The sequence below is a fragment of the Caulobacter vibrioides OR37 genome (assembly GCF_000372645.1).
GTDB lineage: Bacteria > Pseudomonadota > Alphaproteobacteria > Caulobacterales > Caulobacteraceae > Caulobacter > Caulobacter vibrioides_E.
Genome location: NZ_APMP01000009.1, coordinates 108,008 through 120,868, shown reverse-complemented (window position 1 = coordinate 120,868; position 12,861 = coordinate 108,008). Strand labels below are relative to the sequence as shown.

Annotated in this window: 11 protein-coding genes; all 11 read left to right on the top strand. The window is 66.4% G+C overall.

What is annotated here, in order from left to right; genetic code table 11:
- The first annotated feature begins 340 nt into the window (after positions 1-340).
- Entirely contained in the window at positions 341-742 is a 402-nt protein-coding gene (locus OR37_RS20725) for a Zn-ribbon domain-containing OB-fold protein (protein WP_004618840.1), read from the top strand.
- A 13-nt stretch (positions 743-755) separates the two neighbouring features.
- On the top strand, positions 756-1,898 hold the full coding sequence (locus tag OR37_RS09905) for a thiolase C-terminal domain-containing protein (protein WP_004618838.1): 1,143 nt from the start codon (positions 756-758) through the stop codon (positions 1,896-1,898).
- Between the two features lie 46 nt (positions 1,899-1,944).
- A complete protein-coding gene (locus OR37_RS09900) occupies positions 1,945-2,805 on the top strand; it encodes a MaoC/PaaZ C-terminal domain-containing protein (protein WP_004618836.1) in 861 nt (286 codons plus the stop codon).
- A 42-nt stretch (positions 2,806-2,847) separates the two neighbouring features.
- A complete protein-coding gene (locus OR37_RS09895) occupies positions 2,848-3,999 on the top strand; it encodes an acyl-CoA dehydrogenase family protein (protein WP_004618832.1) in 1,152 nt (383 codons plus the stop codon).
- A 2-nt stretch (positions 4,000-4,001) separates the two neighbouring features.
- Positions 4,002-4,949 carry an acyl-CoA dehydrogenase family protein gene (locus OR37_RS09890; RefSeq protein WP_004618831.1) on the top strand — a complete coding sequence of 316 codons (948 nt, stop codon included), beginning with the start codon at positions 4,002-4,004 and terminating at the stop codon, positions 4,947-4,949.
- On the top strand, positions 4,946-5,923 hold the full coding sequence (locus tag OR37_RS20720) for an acyl-CoA dehydrogenase family protein (RefSeq protein ID WP_004618829.1): 978 nt from the start codon (positions 4,946-4,948) through the stop codon (positions 5,921-5,923). The genes OR37_RS09890 and OR37_RS20720 overlap by 4 nt, the downstream gene beginning before the upstream one ends.
- Positions 5,914-7,026 carry an acyl-CoA dehydrogenase family protein gene (locus OR37_RS09880; RefSeq protein WP_004618827.1) on the top strand — a complete coding sequence of 371 codons (1,113 nt, stop codon included), beginning with the start codon at positions 5,914-5,916 and terminating at the stop codon, positions 7,024-7,026. Before OR37_RS20720 ends, OR37_RS09880 begins: the two co-directional genes overlap by 10 nt.
- Positions 7,027-7,178: 152 nt before the next feature.
- A complete protein-coding gene (locus OR37_RS09875) occupies positions 7,179-8,147 on the top strand; it encodes an NAD(P)H-dependent flavin oxidoreductase (protein ID WP_004618825.1) in 969 nt (322 codons plus the stop codon).
- Between the two features lie 57 nt (positions 8,148-8,204).
- Positions 8,205-9,725 (top strand): acetyl-CoA acetyltransferase, encoded by a 1,521-nt coding sequence (locus tag OR37_RS09870; protein ID WP_004618823.1) that lies wholly within the window; start codon positions 8,205-8,207, stop codon positions 9,723-9,725.
- On the top strand, positions 9,722-11,242 hold the full coding sequence (locus OR37_RS09865) for an AMP-binding protein (RefSeq protein WP_004618821.1): 1,521 nt from the start codon (positions 9,722-9,724) through the stop codon (positions 11,240-11,242). The genes OR37_RS09870 and OR37_RS09865 overlap by 4 nt, the downstream gene beginning before the upstream one ends.
- A gap of 73 nt (positions 11,243-11,315) precedes the next feature.
- Positions 11,316-12,857: an AMP-binding protein gene (locus OR37_RS09860; RefSeq protein WP_004618819.1), complete on the top strand. Its 1,542-nt coding sequence runs from the start codon at positions 11,316-11,318 to the stop codon at positions 12,855-12,857.
- The last annotated feature ends 4 nt before the right edge of the window (positions 12,858-12,861 follow it).

Here is a 12,861-nt window from a genome sequence, read left to right as displayed (position 1 = left end):
GGCCTCGCTGTCCTAATGATCCAGTCGGCGCTGCTCGCCGCTTCTCGATGGTGCGAATTAACAGTGTACTATTTATTTGTCGAGGGCGAACCTGGCGGTCAACCTGTTCGACGAGGCCTACGACGCCGGCGCCATCGCCTTGAGCCCGCCCTCGCGCGTGACTGGCGGTGATCAGATCGGAATGGCCCTCGGCAATCCCGGCGCACCCTGCACGGTCGTGGTCAGTCTTCGATACGACTTCTCGCCAATCCAGCCTTCGCCTCGCCAATTTAAGGCGCGTCAGAGGCTGGACTTGGCCTTAAAACTAGTACACTGAATTGATAACGAGGGAGGTGAGGATATGGTCGAGTATCGCGGCGTGGCGCCTTGGGTGGTGATCGAGGACGAAGGCGCGCATGTCCAGGCGCGCCGCTGTTCGCGATGCGAGGCGATGCTGACTCGGCCCTCCCTGGCCTGCCCGTCGTGCGGCGCGCGCGAGGGCTTGGCGCCCGTTCGCGTCGCCGACCGCGGCGTGCTGCACAGCTATTCGATCGTCCACCGCTCGTTTCCAGGCGTGACCACGCCGTTCATTTCGGCCGTCGTCGACATGGAGGACGGGACTGTCCTCAAGGGAAACCTACGCGGCGTGGCCTTCGACCCCGAAGCGATACGCTTCGGCATGCCGGTTCGACTGGTGTTCGACGAGGCCGGCGTCGACGCGAAGGGCGACCGTTACCTCAGCTATTTCTTCGAAGCGGCCTAGGCGGAGCCCTGCCATGAGAGACGTCTACATCGTCGGCATCGACATGCTGAAATTCGGCCGATTCCAGGGCGCGACGCCCGGCGAACTCGGCGCCCAGGCCGCGCTGCTGGCCATGGACGAGGCCGGGGTGACCATCCACGATATCCAGGCCCTTTATAGCGGCAACCAGTTCGATGTCGTGGGCATGGTCGCCCAGGACATCCAGAAGCAGATCGGTCAGACCGGCATTCCAGCCGCCAATGTCAAGAACGCCTGCGCCACGGGCGCTACCGCGTTTCGCGAGGCGATGTACCTGATCAAGGCGGGCGCGGCCGAGGTGACGCTCGCCGTCGGAGCCGAGGTCATGCCGCGCGGCTTGTTGGGCGGCGGCGAAACCGCGGGCCTCAATCCCGAGGGGATTCTGGGGTCGGCGTCCATGCCGGCGGTGTTCGCCGAAGCCGGTCAAGCCTATGCCCACGAGCACGGGGCGACCTTCGAGCAATTCGCCAAGGTCTCCGTGAAGAACCACCACCATTCAACCTTGAATCCCAAGGCGATGTACCAAAAGGAAACGCCTCTGGAGGAGGTGATGGGCGCGGAGATGATCGCCTATCCCAACACCAAGTTGATGTGCTCGGTGAATGTCGACGGCGCGGCCGCGGCGGTTTTGATGAGCGGCGACGAGGTCCGACGCCGCGGACTGATGGATCAGGCGGTGAAAATCCGCGCCTCGGCCCTGGCGTCCGATCCCTACACGCCGCGGAATCTAGCGATGTGGGACATCAACGCCGCCACCCGCCTGGCCGCAGAGGCGGCCTACGAGCAGGCGGGCGTGGGGCCCGACGAGGTCGATTTGGTCGAGTTGCATGACTGTTTCGCCACCGCCGAGCTGCTCCACTACGAGAACCTCAAGCTTTGCGGCGTGGGTGAAGCCGGTCGCATGATCGACACCGGCGAGACGGCCCTGGGCGGGCGCGTCCCGGTCAACGTGTCGGGCGGCCTGTTGTCGAAGGGCCATCCGATCGCCGCCACCGGGATCGCCAATCTCTACGAGATCAGCACCCACCTGCGCGGCAAAGCCGATCGGCGCCAGGTCGAAGGCGCGCGGCTGGGGCTGGCCCACGTCGTGGGCCTAGGCACGGTCGCGGCCGTGCACATTCTCGAAAAAGCCAACTGACGCGGCGAGCAGCCGCGCCGGCGCGCGTCGTCTTTTCGGAGGAAAAATGCCCGTCAACGCCGAAGCCGTCCTGAACTGGCGGTTCGATCCCGTGGTCGAACACTATGGCGCGCCGCGCGCGATCCTCTATGCGCTTGGCGTCGGCGCGGGCGCCGAGGAAAGCGACTTGCCGCTGGTTTATGAGCGGGGGCTCAAGGCGCTGCCGACCATGGCCGTCGTGCTCGCGGGCGAGCGGATGTGGATGAACGACCCGCGCGCGGGCATCACCTTCGCCCAGGTTCTGCACGGCGAGCAGAGGCTAGAAATCCATAGGCCGCTGCCGGCCGAGGCGACGGTCGTGGGACAGGCCTCCGTCGATGGCCTGTTCGACAAGGGCGCCAAGGGCGCGGTGCTGCTGCTCAAGCGTGAATTGCGGGATCAGGCCGACGGCGCGCTGCTAGCGACCGTGCGCTCGAGCGCCTTTCTGCGCGCCGACGGCGGCTTTGGCGGCTCCAGCGAGGGGCAACCCGCGCCGCACCCGACTCCGGACCGCGAACCGGATCTGAGCCTGACCTTCAAGACCCGCGACGATCAAGCCCTGATCTACAGGCTGTCGGGCGATTTCAATCCCCTGCACGCTGACCCGGTCATGGCGGCCGCGGCCGGGTTCCCCCGCCCGATCCTGCATGGGCTCTGCAGCTATGGCGTCGCCGGACGGATGATCGTCAAGGCGTTGTGCGATGGCGATCCGGACCGTCTCGCGCGCCTGGACGTCCGGTTTTCCACGCCGGTGTTTCCGGGAGAAACCCTTGTCACGGATATCTGGCGCGAGGAGCCCGGACGAGCGGCGTTCCGCGTCAGGGTGGCCGAACGCGAAGTGGTGGCGATTAGCAACGGGCGCGCCGATTTCCGCCCCGCGGCGTCCTGACGGTCGGGCTGCGGCCGGCGCGAGAAGGCGGGAGGTAACGCTTTGGATTTTTCTTGGAACGACGCCGAGAGGGCTTATCGCGCGGAGCTGGTGGCTCTGCTGGAGGCCAAGCTGCACGAGAACTGGTGGAATGATTTCGCCTATGACGGTCCCGCCGGGCCGGAACTGATGGCCAACGCGCGCGAGTTCAATCGCGAATTGGCGGCGCGCGACCTGGTGGTCCGCCACTGGCCGGAAGCGTATGGCGGCAAGAACGCCAGCGCCTGGCAGCAGATCATCGTTAGCGAGGAGATGTGGAGTAACGGCGAGCCCCGCTCGTCCCTTTACCTCGGAGCCAACTGGGCCGGGCCGGCGATCATGAAGTTCGGCACCGAGGCCCAGAAGCAGAGGTACCTGCGTCCGATCGCGGAAGGGCGGGTGCTTTGGTGTCAGGGCTTTTCCGAGCCGGAAGCTGGTACGGACTTGGCCAACATGTCCACCCGCGCCGAGCTCTTGCCCGGGGGCGGCTATCGGATCAACGGCTCGAAGGTCTGGACATCCTATGCGTCGCGCGCCGACGTCTGCTTCCTGCTGGCGCGGCTCGATGGGGGCGGCAAGAGCGGCGTGACTTGCTTTATCGTGCCGATGGACACGCCCGGCGTCGTGGTTCGGCCGATCCCCGCCATCCATAGCCCGCACGACTTCAACGAGGTTTTCTTCACCGACGCCGTCGCGCCGGAAGATTCCCGACTGGGCGAGGAGGGTCAGGGGTGGGATATCGTCACCACCATCCTCCACTACGAGCGCATAGGCGCGGCGCGTTACGAATATTCGCGTCGCACGCTCGACCACATCGTCGCGCTGCTGAGGGCGCGGGGCCTCTTCGAGGATCCGGTGGTGCGGGGCGAGTGCGCCTCGGCACTGGCCATGGTGGAGGCCGCGCGCCTGTTGACCTATGTGGTGATCGACGGCCGCGCCAAGGACAAGCCGCCCAGCGCCGACACCTATGTGGCGCGCTTCGCCATGATCCAGGCAGACCACGCCGTCGCCAACCTCGGCTCGACCTATCTGCCCGACCTGCTCGTCAAGGGCGGCGACGGTATGCTCCACGCCCACTTCACCGCCGCCATCACCTCGGGCATCGCCGCGGGGGCGGCCGAAGTCCAGCTCAACATGATTTCCGGCCGGTATCTCGGCCTGCCGCGCGGGGCCTGACCATGGACCTAGACCTGAATGACGACCAACGCGCGCTCCAGGAGGTCATCCAGCAGATCGTCTCCCAGCACATGGAGGTTCCGCGCACAGGCCCAACGTTAAAGCCGGTCGAATATTTCTACGCCGATGAGCTGGACGAGGCGCTCGCGGCCGGAGAATTCTTCAACGTCGCTCTGAGCGGAGACTATGGCGCGCTCGAAGCGGCGCTGCTCGTCTACGAAGTCGGTCGTTCTCCATTGGTCCTGGAAATCGCCGGGTCCGCGCTGATCGGTCCGTTGCTGACCGGCCAAGCGCTCCCGCGCCCGATCGCCGTCGCACGTCTGGCGGATCTCACGCGAGCCGTTCGTTTTCTTGATCGGGCCAAGACGCTGATCGTGGACTTGGGCGACGACGTCGCCGTGCTGTCGACCGACGATCTTAAGGTCGAGCCCGTGGCCAGCATGTTCGCCTACCCGCTGGGGCGGCTCGCGGCGATGCCCGATCTCGCCGGCGCTCGCCGTCTGGGCGCGGAGGCGGTGGAACCGTTGCGCCGGCTCTGGCGCGTTGGTCTTTCGCTGGAGATCGCCGCGGCGATGCAGAGCGCGATCGACTTCACGACCGTCTATGTCAAGGATCGCCGGGTCTTCGGCCGACCTGTCGGATCGTTCCAGGCGGTGCAACACCGCCTGGCCGCAGATGTTCAGAAATGCCGCGGGGCCTATTGGCTGGCTCTGAAGGCCGCCTGGAGCGGGCTGGAACTCGACGCGTCGCTGGCGGCGCTCTACGCCCAGCAGGCGATCGCATCGGTCAATTACGATAGCCACCAGTTCAATGGCGCCTTGGGGATGACGCTAGAGCACAGCTTGCACTTCTGGACGTTTAGATTGCGCTTGCTGCAGGGCGAGCTAGGCGGCCCGCGCGAGCAGGCTTCGTCCGTCGCGTCCTTGATGTGGGCCGAGGGCCGAGCATGACGCCGGAGAACCCATCGCTTTCGCTCACCTTGCCGGTCGAGGCGCGCGACTTCGCCGACGCGGCGACGCGCTATTGCGCGCGAAACCTCGGCGCCGAGCCGCACGACCGGCAAGCCGTGAACTTCTCTCGCGATTTGTGGCGATCCATGGCCGAGCTCGGGCTCTTGGAGATCGCCGCGACCCCCGGCGACAGCGCCATGCTGCTGACGTGCGTCGGCCTGGAGGTGCTCGGCTATCACGGCTTTCCGGGGCCGCTGGCTCAATCGGTGGCCGTGATGGGGCTATCGGATGCGCGCCAGCCGGCTTGGGCCGGCGGCGAGCGGGTTCCCACCCTGGGCGGCGACGTCCTGACCGCCTGGGCCGCCGTGGCCGACGATCTCTTCCTGATCGACGGGGATGGTCTTAGCCAAGCCCGTCTGGTCGGCCCTATCGAGACCCTGGGCGCGACCCGCGCGGGGTTGGTCGAGCGCGCGGAGCCTCTGGCGGGCGAGGTCGGGGATGTGTTGGCGCGCTATCACATGGCCATATCGGCCTACGGCGTCGGCGCTGGCCGTTTCTTCATCGACCTCGCCGCCGAGCACGCCCGGACACGAAGCCAGTTCGGTCGTCCGATCGGCGAGTTCCAGGCCGTAGCCTTCCCCCTGGCGGAGTCCTTGATCGGCCTGGAAGCCGCTCAGCTTATGACGCGGGCAGCGGCGATGGCGTTGGACGCGGGACGGGCCGACGCGGCGGACCTGGCCGGCGCGGCGCGCCTGTCGTCCACCCGCGCGGCGCTGAAGGCGGGGTTCGCCGCGCATCAGACGCTAGGGGCCTATGGCGTTCTCGATGATGGGCCCGTCGGATGGCTTTCCAGGCGCATCCAGGAATACGCGACTTTGGCGCCGTCTAGCCGCGGGTTGCGCGCGAGCCTATCGCTGGACGTGTCGCGCCTGCTGGATCCGGCGCTCTGGCGGGAGGGGCGACAGTGCAACTAGGCTATTCGGATCAAGAACGCGCCTTTCAAGGTGAGGTGCTGGCCTTTCTGGAAGACTGGCGCGGTCTGGACCAGTACCTGCATGGCGAGGACTTCGACCGTCTTCGCGCCTTCTATCAGGCTCTGGGCGCTCGCAATTGGCTGTCGCTCGGGTGGCCGATCGAAGATGGCGGTCAAGGCCTGCCGCCGATCTTCGAATTTCTGCTTTGGGACGAGATGGCCTACGCACGGGTCGCGCGGCCGCCCCTGTCCGCCGGCATCGTCGCCAAAACCATTATTCGCTTCGGAACCCGCGCGCAGAAGGCGCGGTGGCTTGAGCCCATCCGCACTGGGCAGTTGATGTTCTCTCTGGGCTATTCGGAGCCGGGGGCGGGATCGGACCTCGCCGGACTTCGCACCCGGGCCGAATTGCGGGACGGGAAATATATCGTCAACGGTTCGAAGATCTGGAGCTCCGCGGCCCAAGAGGCCGACTATCTTTGGCTCCTTTGCCGGACCGGCGAGGTCAATAGCCGCGCCGCGGGCCTGTCCCTGCTGATCGTGGACCTCAAGTCGCCGAACCTACGCATCCGACCCATGGCGAAGATGAGCGGCAACATCTTTTGCGAGATCTTCTTCGACGATGTCGAAGTCCCCGAGGATCAACGGATCGGCCCGGAGAACGGCGCCTGGAAAATGATGAACGCCAGCCTGGCCGACGAGCGTCACGTCCAGTTTCCGCCCAAACGTGTACTGGCCGACTATGAAAGCGTGCGCGACTGGGCGCTGACCCAAGGCCTCGATCGCGATCCCGTCGTTCGCGAGAAGCTGGCGGAGTTGGCCGTCGGAGTGCTGGAATGTCAGGCTCACGCCTTCCGCGTCCTGACCGCCAACCACGATCCCGTCCTCGCGAGTGTCGCGGCGGCGGCCAACAAGCGCGCGTGCACGGACGCGATCCAGGCCATCGCCCGCGCGGCCATGGATTTTGGCGCGCCAATGGCGCTGACCCAGGACGCGCCAACCCATCTGCTCTGGCGACAAACCACGGAAGAATCCCTCGGCGGCGGCACCACGGAAATCATGACCAGCATCGTGGCGAGGGCCGGACTGGGCCTGAAAGCCTAGCGGACTTTGGGTTCCGGTTCGGGACGGCCTTGGTCCGCGTGCGAACTCGGCGTCCGTCACCTCGGCGCGTCTTAAAAACCAAGCGCACTATTCTTACGGGAGGCGACAATGGCGAAGCGACGGTCCGTTAGCCCGCACCAAGGAGCGGGCTCATGAGCCTTCCGCCATCGATCGCCGGTCGACTCCGACTTCCGGCCTTCTGCGCGCCGATGTTCCTCGTGTCGACGCCGGAACTGGTGAAGGCCGCCTGTCTGTCAGGAATCATCGGCGGTCTTCCAAGGCAGAATGCTCGATCGATAGAGCAGTTCGAGGCCTGGCTCGCCGATATCCGCTTGGCCCTGGACGTCGCGCGTGACCAAGGCGCGGCGGCCGGGCCCCTCGCTGTCAATCTCGCCTCCAATCTTCCGACCGAAGAACTCGCCGCGAATCTGGCGCTTTGCGCGCGCTATGGCGTCGACATCATCGTCAATGCCACCGGCGATCCTACCGAGCTCACCAAACGCGCCCGGGACGCGGGCATGTTGGTCTATGCCGACGCCGTCAATTTGCGCTTCGCGGAAAAGGCCGCATCCGCGGGCGTCGACGGGATCACCGCCGTGGGCGCGGGCGGCGGGGGGCATTCCGGCGTCATCACGCCGCTGGCTCTGATTCCCAAGATTCGCGCGATGTTTTCGGGAACGATCGTTCTGGCCGGCGCGGTCTCCAGCGGCGCCGCGATCCGCGCGGCGGAAATCCTCGGCGCCGACCTAGCCTATCTGGGCACGCGCTTCATCGCCACGCGGGAGTCCGGCGCCGATACGGCCTACAAGCAGATGCTGATCGACGAGGACATCGTCGGTGTGGTCCATACTGCGGCAATCTCGGGGGTCGCCGCGAGCTGGCTGACGGCGTCGATGCGCCGGGTCGGCTTGGACCCGGATGCTCTGCCCGCGCCGGGGCCGCGCTTGACCCACGGGCACCTGCCCGCCGGCGTCAAGCCGTGGCGCAACCTGTGGAGCGCTGGCCAGGGAATAGGGCTGATCGCCGATGCGCCGGATGTGGCCGAACTCGTCGAGCGGCTGGCCGGTGAGTACGAGGCCGCCTGTGACGTGCCCGCTTTCCGGGGTTGGAAGGCCTCTTGATGACCTACCCCGCGCTGATCCGCCCGCGCGTCGCCCCAAACAAGCAGGAGCGCCCAGGTGACTCATGACGACGAAACGCGAATCCCGGTCGTGATCGGGGTTGGCCAGATCAACGACCGCGCCGACTCGGGCGCGGAGGGCCTCGATTCCCTGGGGCTCATGGCCGCCGCGGCGCGAGCGGCGGGCGACGACGCCGGCGAAGGGGCTTTGGCGCGGATTGACTGGCTAGGGATCGTCAGCCAAATCTCCTTTCCGCGGTATGCGGGGCGCTTGGCGACTCTGCTATCGGACGCGCTGGGCCTCAAGCCCGGACGCGCGCACGAGACGCCGATGCCGACCGGCGACAGCCCGGTGCTTCTGATCAATCAGGCCGCCAACGCGATCGGCCGGGGCGAGGCCAGCGTCGCCCTGATCGTCGGCGCGGAAGCTTTGCGAACCGCCAGCCGTCGAGTGGCCGAGGCCGCCGCGCGCGAGGGGGCGCCGCTCGCCAAGTCCGGGCCGCTCGGGGCGCGGAAGCCCGCCGAGCCAAAAATGCGCCATCGCTATGGCTTGGTCTCGCCGACGGACATCTATCCGCTCTACGAGAACGCGGCGCGGCCGGTCTATGGCCAGACCTTGGCGGAGGGGCAGGCCGAGACAGGCGTGATCTGGTCCGCGCTTTCCGAGGTGGCCGCGACCAACCCCGCCGCCTGGATCCACAAGGCCCGCATGCCCGAAGAGATCCTCGCGGCCGACGCCGACAACCGCCCGATCGCCTTTCCCTACAACAAGCTGATGGTGGCCAACGCCTCGGTCAATCAGGGCGCGGCGGTCATCGTTACGAGTCTCGCGGTCGCGCGCGCGCTTAACACGCCCGACGAGCGGCTCATCTACGTCGGACGCGGGGCGGCGGCGCACGAGGATGACGATCCGCTTGTGCGTCCGCGGTTCGATCAGTCGGTCAGTATGGCGGTTTCCCTCGAACGCGCCCTGGCGTTCAACGCCCTGACCGTCGAGGACCTGGACCACGTTGAGCTCTATTCCTGCTTTCCGTGCGTACCGAAGATGGCGCGGCGGATCCTGGGCTGGCCGGCCGAGCGTCCGGCCAGCGTCTTCGGCGGCTTGACCTTCGGTGGCGGCCCGATCGGCAACTACATGACCCACGCGGCCGCCAGCATGGTCGAGCGCCTACGGCGAGAGGGCGTCAACGGGTTGCTCTTCGCCAATGGCGGCTACGCCACCCATAATCACACGCTGCTCCTGACTCGAAGGCCCCAGCCGGCCGGAACCTTTCCGCAGGATTTTGATGTGCAGGCGGAGGCGGATCGCCGGCGTGGCGCGCTCACGCCCATCGATGAAGCCTATGCCGGCCCGGCGCGCATCGAGACCTACACGGTGCTCTATGACCGGGAGGGCGCGCCCCGTCTGGGCGTCGTCATCGGACGCGCGGACGATGGCCGTCGCGTGATTGGGCGAGTGCCGTCCACCGACGCGGAAACCATCGCGTTCCTGACCGATGGCGTCACGGAGCCCGTGGGGCGGCGGGGGCTTGTTGTCCGCGATGGCGAGACCAACCGCTGGATACAGGCCCTCGTATGACCACGCCCGACGCCTGGGCGCTGCGCACGCCCAACAAGCCCGCGCTGATCGCCGCCGAAACCGGTTTGAGCTGGTCCTTCGAGGCCCTGGCCGACACGGCGGCGCGATGGGGCAACGCCTTGCGTTCGCTGGGAGTGCTTCCTGGAGACAAGGTGGCGGTGCTTACGCCAAATCGGCTCGAAGCCTTCGGGGTCTATTGGGCGGCCTTACGTGTCGGCACCCAGTTCGTGCCCTTGAACTGGCATCTCAAGCCGGAGGAAGCCGGCTACATTCTCGACAACAGCGGCGCCAAGCTGCTGCTAGCGCACGGGCTTTTGGCCAACCTTGCCGTGGCGATGGGCGAGACGCGAGATCTCGCATGCGTGGCCTTCGGCGGCGATATTCCCGGCTTTACGCGCCTGGAGACCCTGGCGGTCGCCGCGCCTCGGGATGCGACGGGTCCGGAAGTCGAGGGCGGGCCGATGCTCTATTCGTCGGGGACGACGGGCAAGCCTAAGGGCATCGTCCAAGAGCAGGGGCCAAGCCAGCCCTATGGCGTCATGCCGGCTGGCGTTCGGGTCTTGGTCGATGCTTACGAGCTTGGGCCCGAAACAGTCTATCTGTGCCCGGCGCCGATTTATCACGCCGCCCCTCTGGTCTGGTCGATGAGCGTGATGCGCTCGGGCGGCGCCGTGGTGCTGATGGATCGCTTCGACGCCGAAACCGCGCTCGCGGCGATCGATCGCTTCGGCGTTACCTTGGCGCAGTTCGTGCCGACACACTTCGTGCGGATGCTGCGACTGCCGCCAGACATGCGCGCGCGCTATCGCCTTGAGACGCTGCGGAAGGTCGTGCACGCGGCCGCGCCCTGCCCGGCGCCGGTCAAGCAGGCCATGCTTGATTGGCTTGGGCCGAGGATCTTCGAGTTCTATTCGGGAAGCGAAGGCTTGGGCATGACCGCGATCGGCCCTGAAGAGTGGCTGGCCCATCCCGGATCGGTCGGGAAGGCGGTGTTCGGCAAGCTGCACATTCTCGACGAGGAAGGCCGCGCCTTGCCGGCTGGCGAGGTCGGAACGGTCTATTTCGAGGGGGGCGGCGCATTCCGCTACCACGGCGACGAAGCCAAGACCGCCGAGAGTCGGGCTCCAGGCGGTCTTTCCACCCTCGGCGACATGGGGTGGGTCGACGCCCAAGGCTATCTCTACCTCACCGACCGTCGATCACACATGATCATTTCCGGCGGGGTCAACATCTATCCGCAAGAGGTCGAGGATCTCCTAATCATGCATCCCGCCGTCGACGACGTGGCGGTGATTGGCGCGCCGGACGCGGAGATGGGAGAGACGGTCAAGGCGGTCGTGGTCGTTCGCGCGGGGGTCATGGCCGACGCATCGCTCGCTTCCAACCTGATCGCCTACTGCCGCGCCAAGCTCGCGGGCTTCAAATGCCCCACGAGCGTTGATTTCGTTCCGTCGTTGCCGCGTTTGGAGAACGGAAAACTGCTCAAGCGCGAGGTGCGCGCCGCTTATTGGCCTTGAAGCCGCGAGGTGATTGCCGAGCACCTCAAAACAGTATACCAATTAGAAAAAGCCAAAAAGGGGAGGGGCGGCCTTGACCGACCTTTACGAGACCATCCGCCTGCATGGGTTCGGCGATGTCGCCCGTGAACACCGGCGTTCGCGGCCCCATCTCCTTGCCGTCGTTGACGGCGCGGTACGCCTGGATTTCACCGCCTTCGATCGCCGCACCACCCAATTGGCTAACGCGCTGGCGGATCGCGGCGTGGCGCGGGGCGGCCGGGTGCTCTGGCTGGGCCAGAACAGCTTCCGCATTCTCGAGACCCTGATCGCCTGCGCTAAGCTCGGCGCGGTGTTCTGCCCGGCCAACTGGCGCTCGTCAGCCGACGAGGTGACGACCCTGCTTCGGGATTTCGATCCGGCGGTGGTGATCTGGCAGGACGCGGAGGTCGGCGAGACTTTGCGCAAGGCGCGTGAGGCCTCGGGGGGAGATCGGCTTTGGCTTCAGCATGACGCGGAGGGCCAGGGCAGTTATGAGGGCCTGTTAGCGGCCGGTTCCGAGACGGACCCCGACACCCGCATCAACGCCGAGCTGCCGCTGTTGGCGGTATTCACCGCCGCCTTCGAGGGTAAGCCGAACGCGGCCTTGTTGTCGCATTCGACCCTCATGTACCAGAACTTGATCGTCGGTCGCGGCCAGGCGATCGACGAGGATAGTGTCCACCTGAATTCCGGACCGCTGTTCCATCTCGGCACCCTGATGGGAGCGTTGGCCACCTTTCACCTGGGCGGAGCCAACGTCTTCGCCGCCCGCGTCGACGCCGTTGGTCTCCTCGAACTGATCCAGGCCGAGAAGGCCACGCACGCCTTCATCCCAGCTCCGACCATCGAGCAGATCCGCGAGGTCAACAAGGAGGGGCTCTACGACGTTTCAAGCCTTTGGTCGTCGCCCGCCGCGCCCGAATGGAAATACCCGATGTGCATGCCCGCCGACGCGCCGATGCTGCGCAAGCTGGGCGGCTACGGGCAGTCGGAGGTGATGGGGCTGATCTCCTTCGCCTATCTCGGCGGCACGGCGGCGGGCCGGGTCTCGCCCATGGCCCAGGTCACCTTGCTCGATGACGAAGGTCGGGAAGTCGGGCCGGGGGAGACGGGGGAGTTCGCCGTGCGGGGACCTCTGGTGATGAACCGCTATCTTGGCGCGGACCGTGAGAACCAGCGCCGCGGTCGATTTGGCTGGCACTTGACCAACGATCTGGGCAAGCGCGCCGAAGACGGTTCGCTGATCTTCGTCGGCCCGAAGACGGCGATCATCAAGTCGGCCGACGAGAACATCTATCCGGCCGACGTGGAAGGTTGCATCCGTCAGCACCCGGCCGTGGCGGATGTCTGTGTCATCGGCGTGCCCGACCCAACCTGGAAGCAGAATGTCAAGGCGGTGATTGTGCTCAAGCCTGGCCAAAGCGCTAGCGAAGCCGACATCATCGAGCACTGCCGCGCCAAGATCGCCTCCTACAAGAAGCCCAAACTGGTGACTTTCGTTGACGCCCTGCCGAAGTTCGCCGGCACGCCGTTCACGGACCGCAAGGCCGTGGACGCCGCGCACGGCGGCGGCGGCTATCCGAGCTTCGGGTGATCGT

What these genes read in the sequence shown, in the direction of transcription:
- OR37_RS20720 (WP_004618829.1), top strand. Translation starts at nt 4,946, where the DNA reads ATGACGCCGGAGAACCCATCGCTTTCGCTCACCTTGCCGGTCGAGGCG.
- OR37_RS20725 (WP_004618840.1), top strand. Translation starts at nt 341, where the DNA reads ATGGTCGAGTATCGCGGCGTGGCGCCTTGGGTGGTGATCGAGGACGAA.
- OR37_RS09875 (WP_004618825.1), top strand. Translation starts at nt 7,179, where the DNA reads ATGAGCCTTCCGCCATCGATCGCCGGTCGACTCCGACTTCCGGCCTTC.
- OR37_RS09865 (WP_004618821.1), top strand. Translation starts at nt 9,722, where the DNA reads ATGACCACGCCCGACGCCTGGGCGCTGCGCACGCCCAACAAGCCCGCG.
- OR37_RS09890 (WP_004618831.1), top strand. Translation starts at nt 4,002, where the DNA reads ATGGACCTAGACCTGAATGACGACCAACGCGCGCTCCAGGAGGTCATC.
- OR37_RS09900 (WP_004618836.1), top strand. Translation starts at nt 1,945, where the DNA reads ATGCCCGTCAACGCCGAAGCCGTCCTGAACTGGCGGTTCGATCCCGTG.
- OR37_RS09905 (WP_004618838.1), top strand. Translation starts at nt 756, where the DNA reads ATGAGAGACGTCTACATCGTCGGCATCGACATGCTGAAATTCGGCCGA.